At 62.3% G+C, this 14,685-nt stretch carries 12 protein-coding genes; 5 read left to right on the top strand and 7 right to left on the bottom strand.

Annotated elements, in window-relative coordinates; all coding sequences use genetic code 11:
- Nucleotides 1–6: 6 nt before the first annotated feature.
- From feoB to AB7951_RS25350, 3 genes are all read right to left on the bottom strand, one after another.
- A complete protein-coding gene (gene feoB, locus AB7951_RS25360; protein WP_120288187.1) occupies nucleotides 7–1,893 on the bottom strand; it encodes a ferrous iron transporter B in 1,887 nt (628 codons plus the stop codon).
- Complete coding sequence (locus tag AB7951_RS25355; protein ID WP_175365953.1) at nucleotides 1,890–2,177, bottom strand: FeoA family protein; 288 nt, start codon at nucleotides 2,175–2,177, stop codon at nucleotides 1,890–1,892. Before AB7951_RS25355 ends, feoB begins: the two co-directional genes overlap by 4 nt.
- An 89-nt stretch (nucleotides 2,178–2,266) precedes the next feature.
- Nucleotides 2,267–4,060 carry an ABC transporter ATP-binding protein gene (locus AB7951_RS25350; protein WP_120288188.1) on the bottom strand — a complete coding sequence of 598 codons (1,794 nt, stop codon included), beginning with the start codon at nucleotides 4,058–4,060 and terminating at the stop codon, nucleotides 2,267–2,269.
- A 190-nt stretch (nucleotides 4,061–4,250) separates the two neighbouring features.
- On the opposite strand from AB7951_RS25350, the gene AB7951_RS25345 reads away from it, so the two are divergent.
- The gene (locus AB7951_RS25345; protein ID WP_120288189.1) at nucleotides 4,251–5,594 is read left to right on the top strand and encodes a TAXI family TRAP transporter solute-binding subunit; all 1,344 of its coding nucleotides are present in this window, start codon (nucleotides 4,251–4,253) and stop codon (nucleotides 5,592–5,594) included.
- Between the two features lie 74 nt (nucleotides 5,595–5,668).
- A complete protein-coding gene (locus AB7951_RS25340; protein WP_441256081.1) occupies nucleotides 5,669–6,628 on the top strand; it encodes a phospholipase D-like domain-containing protein in 960 nt (319 codons plus the stop codon).
- 186 nt (nucleotides 6,629–6,814) lie between these two features.
- On the opposite strand, the gene AB7951_RS25335 is transcribed toward AB7951_RS25340, so the two are convergent.
- The 4 genes from AB7951_RS25335 to hutI form a co-directional block, all read right to left on the bottom strand.
- Nucleotides 6,815–7,696, bottom strand: a complete 882-nt coding sequence (locus AB7951_RS25335; protein ID WP_441256080.1) for a LysR family transcriptional regulator — start codon at nucleotides 7,694–7,696, stop codon at nucleotides 6,815–6,817.
- Nucleotides 7,697–7,848: 152 nt separating this feature from the next.
- Nucleotides 7,849–8,418: a HutD family protein gene (locus tag AB7951_RS25330; protein ID WP_120288192.1), complete on the bottom strand. Its 570-nt coding sequence runs from the start codon at nucleotides 8,416–8,418 to the stop codon at nucleotides 7,849–7,851.
- A gap of 9 nt (nucleotides 8,419–8,427) precedes the next feature.
- Complete coding sequence (hutU, locus tag AB7951_RS25325) at nucleotides 8,428–10,101, bottom strand: urocanate hydratase (protein ID WP_120288193.1); 1,674 nt, start codon at nucleotides 10,099–10,101, stop codon at nucleotides 8,428–8,430.
- A 10-nt stretch (nucleotides 10,102–10,111) separates the two neighbouring features.
- The gene (hutI, locus tag AB7951_RS25320; protein ID WP_120288194.1) at nucleotides 10,112–11,338 is read right to left on the bottom strand and encodes an imidazolonepropionase; all 1,227 of its coding nucleotides are present in this window, start codon (nucleotides 11,336–11,338) and stop codon (nucleotides 10,112–10,114) included.
- A gap of 95 nt (nucleotides 11,339–11,433) precedes the next feature.
- Here hutI and AB7951_RS25315 point away from each other — a divergent pair, with 95 nt between their 5' ends.
- The 3 genes from AB7951_RS25315 to AB7951_RS25305 all read left to right on the top strand — a co-directional run bounded on the left by AB7951_RS25315 (nucleotide 11,434) and on the right by AB7951_RS25305 (nucleotide 14,627).
- Nucleotides 11,434–12,813 (top strand): formimidoylglutamate deiminase, encoded by a 1,380-nt coding sequence (locus AB7951_RS25315; RefSeq protein ID WP_199712017.1) that lies wholly within the window; start codon nucleotides 11,434–11,436, stop codon nucleotides 12,811–12,813.
- Nucleotides 12,813–13,577, top strand: a complete 765-nt coding sequence (gene hutC / locus AB7951_RS25310; protein ID WP_120288196.1) for a histidine utilization repressor — start codon at nucleotides 12,813–12,815, stop codon at nucleotides 13,575–13,577. Before AB7951_RS25315 ends, hutC begins: the two co-directional genes overlap by 1 nt.
- A 105-nt stretch (nucleotides 13,578–13,682) precedes the next feature.
- The gene (locus AB7951_RS25305; RefSeq protein ID WP_120288197.1) at nucleotides 13,683–14,627 is read left to right on the top strand and encodes an ABC transporter substrate-binding protein; all 945 of its coding nucleotides are present in this window, start codon (nucleotides 13,683–13,685) and stop codon (nucleotides 14,625–14,627) included.
- Nucleotides 14,628–14,685: the final 58 nt, after the last annotated feature.

Below are 14,685 nucleotides of genomic sequence, written 5' to 3'. Positions count from 1 at the left end.
GCCGGGCTACCCCAGTCCCGCCGCCTTCGCGACGGTGTAGGTGATCAGGCTCGCCACATAGGCCAGCGCGAACATGTAGAGGAACGTCACCACCATCCACTTGGTGCTGCCGGTCTCGCGGCGGATCACGGCCAGTGTCGAGGCGCATTGCGGGGCGAAGATGAACCAGGCCAGGAACGACAGAGCCGTCGCGAGGCTCCATTTGCTGGCTAGCGCCTGGCCGATCGCATCCGCCGCTTCCTTGCCGCCTTCGATCGCATAGACGGTGCCGAGCGCGCCGACCGCGACTTCGCGCGCCGCCATGCCGGGGATCAGCGCCACAGCGATCTGCCAATTGAAGCCGAGCGGTGCGAAGAACGGCTCCAGGAATTTTCCGATCATCGCGGCGAGACTGTAATTGATCGCCGGCCCTTCAGCGCCGGCCGGTGCCTGCGGGAACGAGGCGAGGAACCAGATCAGGATCATCATCGACAGGATCGTTGTGCCGGCGCGCTGCAGGAACATCTTGGCGCGGGTATAGACGCCGATGGCGATGCTCTTGATACGCGGCAGCTTGTAGTCCGGCAATTCCAGCATGAACGGTGCCGGCTGGTAGTCGCGCCACATGAAGAACTTGATGACGAAGGATGCCGCCAGCGCGCTGCCGATGCCGGCGATATAGAGCCCGAACATCACGAGGCCCTGCAGATTGACCCAGCCCCAGACGGTCTCGGCCGGTATGAAGGCGGAGATGATCAGCGTATAGACCGGGATGCGCGCCGAGCAGGTCATCAGCGGCGCGATCAGGATGGTGGTCAGGCGGTCGCGGCGGTTGTCGATCACACGCGTCGCCATGATGCCGGGGATGGCGCAGGCGAAGCTCGACAGCAGCGGGATGAAGGCGCGGCCATGCAGGCCGGCGCCGCCCATGATGCGGTCCATCAGGAACGCGGCGCGTGCCATGTAGCCGAAATCTTCCAGCAGCAGGATGAACAGGAAGATGATGATGATCTGCGGGAGGAACACGAGCACGCTGCCGACGCCGGCGATCAACCCGTTCTGCAGGAAGCTCTGCAAGATTCCTTCAGGCAGCACTTGTGCCACCAGCGTGCCCAGCGCGCCGAAGGAATCCGACAGCAGCTCCATCAGCGGCTGCGCCCAGGAGAACACCGCCTGGAACATCACGAACAGAATGAGCGCGAGAATCGCGAGACCGGCGACCGGATGCAGCACCACGGCATCGACGCGCGTGGTCAGCGTGTCGGGCTTGGTTGGCATCGTGACGGTTTCGCGGATGATGCGGTCAGCCTCGCGCTGCAGCGCCTTCATGTCGGACAGGCCAAGCGGCGTCCAGCCATCGCCTGTGGTAACTGCCGGCATGTTGGCGGCGAATTCGTCGGTGCGCTTGCGCAATTCCTCGACGCCGGCCTTCTTCACCGCGATCGAGGTGATGACAGGCACGCCGAGTGCTGCGGACATCGCATCGACATCGATGCTGACGCCGCGGCGCTGCGCGATGTCGAACATGTTGAGCACCACCAGCAGCGGACGGCCGGTACGCTTGAGTTCCAGGATCAGCCGCAGCGTGAGGCGCAGATTGGTGGCGTCGGCAATGCACAGGACCAGATCGGGCGCGGCTTCGCCGGGACGCTTGCCGAGCACGACGTCGCGGGTGATCTCTTCATCCGGGCTGCGGCCGCGCAGCGAATAGGTGCCGGGCAGGTCGAGCAGCGTCACCTGACGGCCGGCCGGCGTCACGAAGGCGCCTGCCTTGCGTTCGACGGTGACGCCTGCATAGTTGGCCACCTTCTGGCGGCTGCCGGTGAGTGCGTTGAAGAGCGATGTCTTGCCGCTATTGGGGGCTCCCACCAGCGCGAGATGAAAGCGCTCGTTGGTCACGTCTGCATCGGTCATTTCACAACAACTGCCATGGCTTCGCGCCGGCGAACGGCGATCGTAATATTGTCGACGCGCACCGCGATCGGATCGCGCTGGATGGCGCCCTGATGCAGGATCTCGACGCGCGCGCCTTCGGTGAAGCCCATTTCCAGCAGATGCCGTTCGAGCTCGTGGCCGCTCTCGGCGGCGCCTGCAATATCGGGCTGCAACGCCACGATGGTTCCGATGAATCCGCGCGGCGCATTGCCGAGGCGCAATTCGTGTATGGATGTTTCGGATGCAGTCTGGTGGACGGTCATGTCCGACCTTGTCGAGCAGCGTCCTGACAAGGTCAAGACAAACGCTCGTATGTTATTAGAATGATTATAAAGAGGCGTTCCGGCACCGCTTACGATGCGCCCGCGGACTGCTCGTTCACTACCCGCTGCTGGATCTTCACCAGTTCTGCATAGATGCCGCCTTGGGCGATCAGTTCGTCATTGGAGCCCTGCTCGGCGACGACGCCTTCTTTCAGCACGATGATCTTGTCGGCGTCGCGAATGGTCGAGAGCCGATGCGCGATCATGATGACGGTGCGCCCCTGCATCAGCCGGCGCAGCGCCTCGATCACCAGCGCCTCGGATTCCGGATCAAGCGCGGCCGTCGGCTCGTCCAGGATCATGATCGGGCTGTTGCGCACCACCGCACGCGCGATGCCGATGCGCTGGCGCTGGCCGCCGGACAGCGTGTCGCCGCGTTCGCCCACCATGGAGTCATAGCCATGTGGCATGCGGCTGATGAACTCGTCGGCATTGGCGATCTTGGCGGCGGCAACGATCTCCTCGTCAGTTGCACCAGGGCGGCCATAGGCGATGTTCTCGCGGATCGTGCCGCGGAACAGCACCGTCTCCTGCAGCACGAAGCCGACCTGGGCGCGCAGCGCCGATAATTTGTAGTCAGTGACGTCGGTGCCATCGATCAGCACGCGCCCCGATGTCGCATCGTAGAAGCGCGGGATCAGACTCAGCACCGTGGATTTGCCGGAGCCGGTCGGCCCGACAACGCCGACGATCTGGCCGGGTTCGATATGCAGCGAGACGTCGCGGAGCACGCTGGCTTCCTCACTATAGGCGAAGGCGACGTTCTCGAAGGTGATGGCGCCTTTGGCACGGCCGGGATCGACGGCGCCCGGCTTTTCCACGATCACGTCATCGGCCGCGAGAATATTCTGGATCCGCTCCAGCGCCACGGTGGTCTGCGCGATCGCGCTGGTCATGCTGGCGAGGTCCTTCACCGGTTTGAAGAACTGCGCGAGATAAGCGAGGTACACGGTGAGCGCGCCAGCCGTCATAGTGCCGGCGACAATCAGCGAGGTCCCCTTCCACAGCACGATGGCGGTGCAGAACGCCACCACGATGCTGACCACAGGCGAGAGCAACGATTTCACCTGACGCGCCTTCATGGCGGCCTCGACCGTCGCATGGCTGGCGGCCTCCAGCCGTGCCAGTTCGAGGTCCTGCCTGCCGAAGGCCGTCACTGCGCGCACCTGGCCGAGGCCCTGCTGGACCACGGCGACGATCTCGCTCTGTCTTTGCCGCACCGTGCGCGTCACTTCCTTCACGGCGCGCTTGAAATGGAACACGAAGACGATCAGGAATGGCGTGATGCCCAGCGCGATCAGCGTAAAATCCCAGTCGAGCCAGAACATCAGCCCGATCATGAAGACGATGGTGATGAGATCGAGCAGGATATCCAGCGTCGACGATGAAGCGAAGTTCTGCAGCGTTGTGACGTCGGTGGTGATCGTGGACATCAGCGCGCCGGTCTTGGCCTTGTCGTAGTAGCGCAGCGACAACCGATGCAGATGCGCATAGATGCGGATGCGCAGGTCGTTGGCCACCCACTGGCCGACCGATGTCGAATAGTAGTTGTCGATGTAGGTGGCGATCGCGCCGATCACGGCGATGACCAGCGTGGCGATGCCGGCGAACAGTGCGACGCCGAGCGTGTGGCGGCCGATGCCGTAGTCATGGGCCCAGTCCAACCAGGCGGGCAGGTGATGGCTGCCCAGCGCGTCATCGAGCACCAGTTTCAGCGGCCAGGGCGCGGCCAGGCTCATGGCAATCTCGACCAGCATGGCGAGGAAGACGATGATCAGCCAGCCGCGATAGGGCCGGAGCATCTCGAGTACCAGACGAGTCATCGAACATTGTCTCCAGCGACAAGGCCAGACCGGGAATCATGGGCAGTCCGGGCGGCCGCAGTATATAGCCGCCGTCGGTTAGCGGGTCTTAACTGTAGTCGGGTACAGATGGATTTTTGCTGACAGCCCGCGCATTGTGGCATGCGGGCAGGAGCGTCAGTTAATTTGGCAGGGCTGCGCAGGACCGAACATGAACGTGCGATCCGTTGCTTTCCCGTTCTGGGGCAGAGTGCTTCTGCTGGCCGGCATCCTCGGTCTGGTCCTGGGCGGCGGCCTTCTGACCTGGCGCTACATCGAGCGTCCGACCGTGCTCAAGCTGGCGGTCGGGTCGATCGATGGCGAAGCCGGCAAGACGGCATCGATCATCGCCAGCCATTTCGCCACCAGGAAGTCGCCGATCCGGCTGGATTTCGAGACCTTCGGCAACGCCGTCGATGCCGGCAAGGCGTTCTCCTCCGGCAAGGTCGATCTCGCTGTGGTCCGGGCCGATGTCGGCGATCTCTCCGAGGCGCGCGCCGTTGCCGTCATGGCCAAGGCGGTCGTCATGCTGATCGCGCCTCCCGGCTCGAAAATCACCAGCGTCGAAGGTCTGCGCGGCCGCACCGTCGGTGTGGTGGGCGGCGAGGTCAATCGCAGGCTGGTCGATGCGCTCACGAAGCAATACGACCTGACGAGCGCGAGGGTCACATTCAAGAATCTTGAGGTCAGCGATACCCGGCGCGCGGTGGAAGCCAAGGAAGTCGGCGCCCTGCTGGTCGTGATTCCGCTGACCGAGAAGTATTTGTCCCTGGTGCGCGGTCTGTTCAAAACCGGCGCCCCCGTGCTGATCCCGATCGATGCCGCCGGCGCCATTGCCGATGCCAATGGCGCCTATGAAAGCTTCGACATTCCGAAAGGGTCGCTCCGCGGTGCGCCGCCCGTCCCGGATGATGACGTGACAACGCTTCGGGTCAGTTACTATCTGGTCGCGAACAAGAAGCTCCATTCCAGCCTGATCGCGCGTCTGACCGAAATGGTGATCGCGGCGCGCCGCGATCTGATCGCCGAGCAACCGCAACTGGCCGGTATCGCCGCTGCCGACACCGATCCCGATGCCTTTATCCCCATTCATCCGGGCGCTGCTGCCTACTACAACGGTACCGAGCAGAGCTTCATGGACAAATACGGCGACGACATCTATCTCGCCCCCATGATCCTTGGCGCCCTTGCCTCTGTGCTGGCTGCCGCCTGGAAATTCCTCGGCATCCGCCCGCCCGACCACCGTGAGGCGACGCTCAACGCACTTTATGCATTGCCGCGACGGATCCGGGCGGCGGCGGACGATGCGGAGCTGTGCGCGATCGAGCAGGAGGTCGACGATCTTCTCAGCGCGCAATTGGCGAAGACCATGCGCAATGATGACGATGCACTTGAAATGGCGACGCTGGTCTCTTCGGCACAGCGCCTCGACAACCTCATTCATCACCGCCGTTCGGCGCTGGCGCGGGCCCCGTTTTCTGCCGCGCCGCATTCAAGTATAGAGTCGGAGACGTAGTTCCAGGCCATGACGCTGTTTTGCAGAACCACCAGCCGTTTGCGGGCACCTTTATTTCTCGCGAGAGGTCAATCATGACGCACAACCTGCTCGTGTTTCCGGATGACACCGCGCAGTGCATCATCGATCCGATCAGGGCCGCAAAGCGCAGCCTGAACATCCGGATGTTCCTGTTCACCGATCCGACGCTGCTGCATGAGGTGATCGCGGCGAAGCGGCGCGGCGTCAACGTGCGCGTCATGCTCAATCCGGCCCGGCGCAACGGCGAGAGCGAGAATAACGAAACCGCCGCGGCGCTGACTGGTGCCGGGGTCGAGGTCCGTGACAGCAATCCGGCCTTCGCGCTGACCCATCAGAAGTCGATGGTGATCGATCATGAGTGGGGTTTTGTGGAGTCGCTGAACTGGGAGACTCGCGATCTCACCGAGACGCGTGACTACGCGGTGACCACGACCAAGAAGCTCGAGATTTCCGATATGGTGGATTGCTTCGAGGCCGACTGGGCGAAGCAGGATTTCGTGCCGAATCCGGACTCGCAACTGATCTGGTGCCCGAACAACGGCCGCGAGCGGATCGGCGCTTTCATCGATTGCGCGCGGGACACGCTCTGGATTCAGAACGAGCGTTATCAGGACACGGACATCATCGAGCGGCTGGTTCGCGCGGTGCTGCGCGGCGTTCAGGTCCACATCATGGCGCGGCAGCCGCACAAGCTGAAGAAGAACAAGCTGATCGAGGGTATCGGGGGATTGCGCATCATGCATGACGTCGGTGCCAAGGTGCACCGGCTCAATGACATGAAGCTGCACGGCAAGATGCTGTTGGCCGACGAGGAACGCGCTATCGTCGGTTCGATCAATCTCACGCCGGGCAGTTTTGACGATCGCCGCGAACTGGCCATTGAGACCGATGCGCACCATGTTGTGAAGCGTCTGGTCGAGACCTCACATCACGACTGGAAACATTCGCGCAAGCTCGACCTCTCCGACGAGGCGGTGCAGGCGGACCTGGAAAAACACGGCATCCGGCAGTAGCGCGTTGTCGCTCAGCGCCGATCCGGCCGCGGCGATTGCCGGGCTCGGGGCTGCACAGGTTTCCTTTCGGCGCGGCGAGCATATTCCGTGGCCAGGTTCAGCAGTCGTTCGCGAACCACGGGGTCATCAATCTCCCGCGCCAGCTTTTCGCAGCGCTCGGCCTGCTCTCTGAAATATGCGGCTTCGCTAGGCAACTTTGTCGTTTTCCATGGGCAGTGCGGGGCGCAGGAACATCGCCGAGAGCTGATCCTTGATTTCCAGGACACGCGGCGATGTCATACCCGGGCGAATGCAGAGCAGCGCTTTGATGGTCGGAAGCTCCGGTAAGTAATAGTCCCTGGCCCAGACCAGTCCCGGCGGAATGATCCGGCTGGGAACAGCCGTCAGTCCGATGCCGGCTTCGACGGCGGCTTTCTTCGCGCTGTAGTCCTGACTGCTGAAGGCAATCCGATAGGAAAGGCCATGCCGCGTGAGCGTATGAATCATCCAGTCGTCATTGGTCCAGGTGACGATTGGGATCGGTGCGCCGGGGCCGAGCACGAATGATTTCGAGCGAACCCATGCCAGCCGATCCTCGGCTTCATCGACAATGAGCGGAGCCAGATCGGCACTGATTTCTCCCCGCTGGAAAAAACACCCGACGTCGATATGGCCGTCGATCAACGCTGTCGCAATCTCGGTGGACATTCCGGCATGGATATGGATGTCATTGAGGTTGCTCAGGCTCTGCTCGGCGACGAAGCGCTGCGCGAGGACAACGCTCAGGCCCAAACGAAGCCGGTCGACATGATTATCGGCTCCGCCGAGCGCAAGCACCTGATCGTTGGCCTCGATGATCTTGCGCGCCTGCGCAAGCACCAGCTTGCCGAGATCGGTCGGACAACTTCCGTTCGGCGTCTTGCTGAACAGCGAACCGCCAACAAGTTGTTCGAGGCGCTTGATCTGCGAACTCACCGCGGGCTGACTCAACCCCAATTGCTCCGCAGCCTTGGTCAAGCTACCTGTTTCTGAAATGGCAACGACGGTACGAACAATTTCAATCGGAATATTGAGATGCCGCTTGTGCATTTGAATATCCAGCCTCGCAATTGCGCCATGAGTCGGACCAAGTGGTGTCGCGATTCTCTACCAATCATATAGGCGTAATCACTCTTGGTTATATATTTGATTTGGATGGCATTTCGGGAACTTATGGCGTCATCAAAATCAGTGTGTGGCGGCTATCTACCGAATTCGATGATGACGACACGCGCCGTGGCATCGGACTCAATCGCGACAGGTGCTGATCCTTGTTCCACAAGCAGCCCATCATGCGCCGACAGGCTGTCGACGGTCGATGCCGACCGTACGGTCGCAGTGCCATGCTCAACGAACAGAAACGCTTGTGCAGAAACTATAAAATCCTGACGTTTCATGACGTTGATGCGCCTCACATGCTGTGAGACGATCCCGCGCCTGCTCATCACATTCAAATCTGTAATGGGGCCGTCGATCAGTGTCGCTGACGTTTGCTGATCGCCCGGGAAGGAATGGATCGTACTGCGATCAATGCGCACAGATGCGCTGCCGTGGACATTGAGGTCGATGCCGGCGCCATCGATGACCAGAAGTGTACGATCAATCCCGGGAAATGACGAGAACGGTCCGTCGCTCGTCACCTGCGCCATACTGACGCGCCAGTCGAAATCGTCCAGCTTTGCATTCGCCGGGAAGATCGCGATCTCCGTGGTCGATCCCAGCCCGTTCTTCCAGGGCATCACCTTGTAGTTCGCGGCGCGCAGGATTTGCATGCGCCGCACTCAGCCCTTGGCTTGCAGCGATGGCAGATTGAGGTGATGTTCCTCGGCGCAGTCGATGGCTTCCTCATAGCCCGCATCGGCGTGACGCATCACGCCGGTGGCCGGATCGTTCCACAACACGCGTTCGAGGCGCTTGGCTGCTTCCGGCGTGCCGTCGGCGACGATAACCATGCCGGAATGCTGCGAGAAGCCCATGCCGACGCCGCCGCCGTGATGTAGCGACACCCATGTTGCGCCAGATGCGCAGTTGAGCAGCGCATTGAGCAGCGGCCAGTCGGAGACGGCGTCGGAACCGTCCTTCATCGCCTCGGTCTCGCGGTTCGGGCTTGCCACCGAACCGGAGTCGAGATGATCCCTGCCGATCACGATCGGCGCCTTCAATTCGCCCGAGGCCACCATCTCGTTGAAGGCGAGGCCGAGGCGATGGCGATCGCCGAGCCCAACCCAGCAGATCCGCGCCGGCAGGCCCTGAAACTGGATGCGCTCGCGCGCCATGTCGAGCCAGTTCACCAGCGCTTTGTTGTGTCCGAGGATCTCCTTCACCTTGGCGTCGGTCTTGTAGATGTCCTCGGGATCGCCTGAGAGAGCAGCCCAGCGGAACGGGCCGATGCCGCGGCAGAACAGCGGGCGAATATAGGCTGGCACGAAGCCGGGGAAGTCGAACGCGTTGTCGACGCCTTCTTCCTTCGCCATCTGGCGGATGTTGTTGCCATAGTCGACCGTCGGCACGCCCATCTTGTGGAAGTCGAGCATAGCGCGGACATGCTCGCTCATGGATTTGCGCGAGGCCTTCTCGACGGCCTGCGGATCGCTGGCGCGCTTGGCTTCCCATTCGGAAAGCGTCCAGCCCTTCGGCAGATAGCCATTGACCGGATCATGCGCCGAGGTCTGGTCGGTGACGATATCCGGCCTGACGCCGCGGCGGACCAGTTCAGGGAAGATGTCGGCGGCATTGCCGAGCACGCCGACGGAGATCGGCTTCTTCTCCTTGTTGGCCTTCTCGATGATCGCCAATGCGTCGTCGAGATCCTTTGCCTGCACGTCGAGATAACGGCTCTTCAAGCGCATCTCGATGCGGCTCGGCTGGCACTCGACCGCGAGGCACGACGCGCCGGCCATGGTGGCAGCCAGCGTCTGCGCGCCGCCCATGCCGCCCAAGCCTGCCGTGAGAATCCATTTGCCGGAGAGGTCACCGTTATAGTGCTGACGTCCGGCCTCGACGAAGGTCTCATAGGTGCCCTGCACGATGCCCTGCGAGCCGATATAGATCCACGAGCCGGCCGTCATCTGGCCGTACATCATCAGCCCCTTGCGATCGAGCTCGTTGAAGTGCTCCCAGGTGGCCCAGCGCGGTACGAGATTGGAATTGGCGATCAGCACGCGCGGCGCGTCGGCGTGCGTCTTGAATACGCCGACCGGCTTGCCGGACTGCACCAGCAGCGTCTCGTCAGTATTGAGCTCGCGCAGCGACTTGGCGATCTGGTCGAAGGCTTCCCAATTGCGCGCCGCGCGGCCGATGCCGCCATAGACCACCAGTTCGTTCGGGTTCTCGGCCACTTCCGGATCGAGATTGTTCATCAGCATGCGCAGCGGCGCTTCGGTGAGCCAGTCCTTGGCGGAGAGTTCAGTGCCGCGCGGGCTGCGGACGATGCGGCTGTTCTTGCTGCGATCCATGATGGTGTCCTTAGTTGGATGTCGCGGAGGTCCGGCCGTGCCAGACGCGGGCGTGAAGCGGATTGAAGCCGACGCGGTAAACCAGCTCGGCGGGGTGTTCGATGTCCCAGATCGCGAGATCGCAGACCTTGCCAATTTCCAGCGTGCCGATCTCGTTCAGTTTGCCGAGCGCCCGCGCGCCTTCGCGCGTGACGCCGAGCAGGCATTCATCCACGGTCATGCGGAACAGTGTCGCGCCCATATTCATGGTCAGCAGCAGCGAGGTCAGCGGCGAGGTGCCGGGATTGCTGTCGGTGGCCAGTGCCAGATGGGTGCCATGCTTGCGGAACAGCGCGATCGGCGGAGCCTGGGTCTCGCGCAGGGTGTAGTAAGCACCCGGCAATACTACGGCGACGGTGCCGGCCTTGGTCAGTGCGATGACGCCGTCTTCGTCCGTATGTTCGAGATGATCCGCAGACAGCGCGCTGTGGTCGGCGGCAAGTTTAGCACCGTGCAGGTTCGACAGCTGGTCCGCATGCAGCTTGACCGGCAGGCCGAGTTTCTTGGCGGCGTCGAACACCCGCGCCGTTTGCTCCGGCGAAAATGCGATGCCCTCGCAGAACGCGTCGACGGCGTCGGCGAGTTTCAGTTCGGCAATCGCCGGCAGCATTTCGGCGATGACCGTGTCGATATAGGCGTCCTTGTCGCCATTTGCTTCCGGCGGCATCGCATGCGCGCCGAGAAACGATGTCACCACTGATACGTTGCGCTCGCGGCCGAGCTGCAGGGCGGCCTTGAGGCAGCGGATCTCGGTCTCCTTGTCGAGCCCATAGCCCGACTTGATCTCGATGGTGGTGACGCCTTCCGCGAGCAGATGATCGAGCCGCTTCAATCCGCTGGCGACGAGCTGCGCCTCGCTGGCCGCACGCGTCGCCTTCATGCTCGAAGCGATGCCGCCGCCGGCGCGCGAGATGTCCTCATAGCTCGCGCCCTCGAGCCGCATCGCGAATTCCGTGGCGCGGTTGCCGCCATAGATCAGATGGGTGTGGCAATCGACCAACCCCGGCGTGATCCAGCGGCCCTCGCAATCGATGCGAGTCTTGGCGTCGGTGCCGGCCGGCAGTTCTGACGCTGGACCGACAAAAGCGATCCGGCCGTCCTTTGCTGCGATGCAGCCATTCTTCACGATGCCGAGGCCGGGCTGGCCGGGCGCCATGGTCGCGAGGCGTGCATTGGTCCAGATGGTATCGAAGGTCATGACGGACTGCCGTAAATTCGGGACGTCGTATGTCTATACATAATCAGCGGCCTCGCTTATTGTCGAGCGTCTTTTGAATGCAACAGGCAATCGCTATGGGCACGCAACGTGCTGCAAAAAGGCTGTTCTTCGCGCACGCGCTGCTGCCGTCAGGCTGGGCGCGCGACGTCATTGTCGCAATCGAGAATGGCACCATCACGGCCGTTGCCGCGAATTCGAGCAGCGCTGACGCTGAAATCATCAGCGGCGTGGCGCTGCCCGGATTGCCCAATCTGCACAGCCATGCGTTCCAGCGCGGCATGGCCGGCCTCACCGAAATCCGCGGCGCGACCCAAGACAGTTTCTGGACCTGGCGGCAGTTGATGTATCGTTTCATCGATACGCTGACGCCGGATGACGTCGAAGCCATCGCGGCTTTCGCCTATGCCGAGATGCTGGAAGGCGGCTTCACCTCGGTGGCCGAATTTCACTATCTGCATCACGACGAGACCGGCACGCCTTATAGCGATCTCGCGGAGATGGGTACGCGCATCGCGGCGGCATCCAGCGAGACCGGTATCGGTCTGACGCTGCTGCCGTCCTTCTACAATTTCAGCGGCTTCGGCGGCGCGCCGTCAATTCACGGTCAGCGCCGTTTCGTCAATGATCCCGCGCGCTTTCTGGCGCTGCTGGAGAAATCCGGCGCGGCCATCGCGCCTCTCGATGACGCCGCCATCGGCATCGCGCCGCATTCGTTGCGCGCGATCACGCCGGAGACGTTGAATGACGTCCTCAAGGCGGTGCCCGATGGTCCGATCCATATCCACGTGGCCGAGCAGACCAAAGAGGTCGAGGACTGTATCGCCTGGTCCGGCAAGCGGCCGGTGGCATGGCTGCTGGATCACATGCCCGTCGACAGGCACTGGGTGCTGATCCACGCGACCCATATGACCGATGAAGAAGCCGCCGGTGTCGCGAAAGCAGGTGCCGTCGTCGGTCTCTGTCCGCTCACCGAAGCCAGCCTCGGTGACGGCATTTTCGACGGCCCGCGCTTCATCGATGCCGGCGGTGTGTTCGGTGTCGGCAGCGATTCCAATATCGAGATTACGGCGCCTGGCGAACTCAAGCAGCTCGAATACAGCCAGCGTCTCGCCTATCGCGTCCGCAATGCCGTGGCGCGCCATGAGGGCGAGTCCACTGGCCGTGCGCTCTATGAACATGCGCTGATCGGCGGCACGCACGCCTCGGGCCGCAATATCGGTGCACTTGCGGTCGGCAAGCGTGCGGATATCGTCGTGTTGGATACCGCGCATCCCGATCTCTGTGCCGTCACCGGTGACCGCTGGCTCGATGCCATGACCTTTGTTGCCGGCAAGTCGGCGATCTCCGACGTCTTCGTCGGCGGCAAGCAGGTCGTCAACGGCGGTCGCCACATCAAGCGCGCATCCATCACCGAGCGCTATCGGCGCGTCGTGCAGCGGCTGGCGACACTCTGATGGCGACAGCGCGCGTATCAAAACCGGCAAATGGAAAAGCGCAGGCCGCGCCGCAGGCGCTCTATCAGCGCATCCGTGCCGATCTCGAAGAGAAGATTCTCTCCGGCCGCTGGCCGCCCGGCTATCGCATTCCATTCGAGCATGAGCTGGTCGAGAGCTATAATTGCTCGCGGATGACCGTGAACAAGGTGCTGTCGGGTCTCGCAGCCGCTGGTGTCATCGAACGCAAGCGCCGCGTCGGGAGCTTCGTCGCCAAGCCGCTGGTGCAGTCCGCAGTGCTGCATATTCCGGATATCCAGGCCGAGATCGCCAAGCGCGGCGAGGCCTATGCTTATGAGTTGCTCACGCGCAAACGACGCAAGGCAACCAAGGACGATCTCGAACGTCTCGGCATCGACAAGAGCTGCGACGTGCTGGTGTTGAGCTGTCGGCACATTGCCAAGGGCAGGCCTTTCGCGCTGGAAGAGCGCCTGATCAATCTCGACGTGGTGCCGCCCGCGTCTGAAATCGATTTCACGCGCGTGCCACCCGGTACCTGGCTGCTCGGTCACGTACCGTGGAATGAGGCTGAACATCGGATCACCGCGTCTCTCGCCGATGATGTCGCCTTGAAGGCATTGACGCTGAAGAAGCCGGCCGCCTGTCTCGTGGTCGAGCGCCGCACCTGGCGCAAGAACAAGATTATCACATCGGTGCGCGTCACCTATCCGAACGATCTGTATCAGCTCACCGCACGCTTCACGCCGACGGGGCTGCGATCATGAGGACGATATGAATCGTCTGGCGCGGCATAGCCGCGCAAATTGACTCTGGCAATCCGCCATGTTGCCATGCAGTATCATTCTAAATCTGGCTGAGGAGAGTGCGTTATGAAGTTGATTGGAGTTTCCGTCGCCGCCATGCTCGCGGCTCTCGTTGCGACCCCGGCTGCGGCGCAGACCAAGGTCACCATCGCCATTTCCGGCTGGACGGGTTTTGCGCCGCTGACGCTGGCGAAGGAAGCCGGCATCTTCGCCAAGAACGGACTCGACGTCACCATCAAGAAGGTGCCGCAGGCCAGCCGCCATCTCGCCATCGCATCGGGCGATGTGCAATGCGCCGCCACCACGGTCGAGACCTGGGTGGTGTGGAATGCCAACGGCGTCGCCACCACGCAGCTGTTCCAGCTCGACAAGTCCTATGGCGCTGACGGTATGGCCGTGCGCGCCGGCACCGCATCGATCAAGGACCTGAAGGGCAAGACCGTTGCCGCTTCCGCCCCGGGCACTGCGCCCTATTTCACGCTCGCCTGGTTCCTGAAGAAGAACGGCCTCAGTGTGAAGGATGTCTCCGTGGTCAACATGGAGCCGGGTCCGGCAGCGCAGGCCTTCATCGCCGGCCAGAACGATGCGGCCATGACCTATGAGCCGTATCTGTCGGCCGTGCGCGAGAAGCCGGAAGCCGGCAAGATCATCGCCACCACGCTCGACTATCCGATGATCATGGACACCTTCGGCTGCACGCCGAAATTCATCGCCGATAACGAAGGTGCCGTGAAGGCGCTGGCCAAGAGCTATTTCGAAGCCGTCGCGATGATCAAGGCCGACCAGGCCAAGTCCTACGAGATCATGGGCGCCGACGTGAAGCAGACCGGCGAGAAGTTCGGCGCCTCCGCGCAGTATCTGCGCTGGCAGGATCAGGAGGCGAACAAGAAGTTCTTCGCCGGCGAGCACCAGGCGTTCTCGAAGGAAGCGGCCGAGCTGCTGCTCGAAATCGGCGTGATCAAGGAAATCCCGGATCTGACGAAGCTCGCCGATCCGCGTTTCATTCAGTAAATCTCCGCCATCGCTTCCGTCATTGCGAGGAGCGAAGCGACGCGGCAATCCAGCTCTT

Origin of the sequence: Tardiphaga sp. 285_C5_N1_2 (genome assembly GCF_052076065.1) — a bacterium.
Taxonomy (GTDB): domain Bacteria; phylum Pseudomonadota; class Alphaproteobacteria; order Rhizobiales; family Xanthobacteraceae; genus Tardiphaga; species Tardiphaga robiniae.
Note: the sequence above shows the minus strand (reverse complement) of the source record. Positions and strands in the feature narration are given on the sequence as shown.

Coding starts and splice junctions, on each gene's coding strand:
- feoB (WP_120288187.1), bottom strand. CDS start 1,893: ATGACCGATGCAGACGTGACCAACGAGCGCTTTCATCTCGCGCTGGTG.
- AB7951_RS25355 (WP_175365953.1), bottom strand. CDS start 2,177: ATGACCGTCCACCAGACTGCATCCGAAACATCCATACACGAATTGCGC.
- AB7951_RS25350 (WP_120288188.1), bottom strand. CDS start 4,060: ATGACTCGTCTGGTACTCGAGATGCTCCGGCCCTATCGCGGCTGGCTG.
- AB7951_RS25345 (WP_120288189.1), top strand. CDS start 4,251: ATGAACGTGCGATCCGTTGCTTTCCCGTTCTGGGGCAGAGTGCTTCTG.
- AB7951_RS25340 (WP_441256081.1), top strand. CDS start 5,669: ATGACGCACAACCTGCTCGTGTTTCCGGATGACACCGCGCAGTGCATC.
- AB7951_RS25335 (WP_441256080.1), bottom strand. CDS start 7,696: ATGCACAAGCGGCATCTCAATATTCCGATTGAAATTGTTCGTACCGTC.
- AB7951_RS25330 (WP_120288192.1), bottom strand. CDS start 8,418: ATGCAAATCCTGCGCGCCGCGAACTACAAGGTGATGCCCTGGAAGAAC.
- hutU (WP_120288193.1), bottom strand. CDS start 10,101: ATGGATCGCAGCAAGAACAGCCGCATCGTCCGCAGCCCGCGCGGCACT.
- hutI (WP_120288194.1), bottom strand. CDS start 11,338: ATGACCTTCGATACCATCTGGACCAATGCACGCCTCGCGACCATGGCG.
- AB7951_RS25315 (WP_199712017.1), top strand. CDS start 11,434: ATGGGCACGCAACGTGCTGCAAAAAGGCTGTTCTTCGCGCACGCGCTG.
- hutC (WP_120288196.1), top strand. CDS start 12,813: ATGGCGACAGCGCGCGTATCAAAACCGGCAAATGGAAAAGCGCAGGCC.
- AB7951_RS25305 (WP_120288197.1), top strand. CDS start 13,683: ATGAAGTTGATTGGAGTTTCCGTCGCCGCCATGCTCGCGGCTCTCGTT.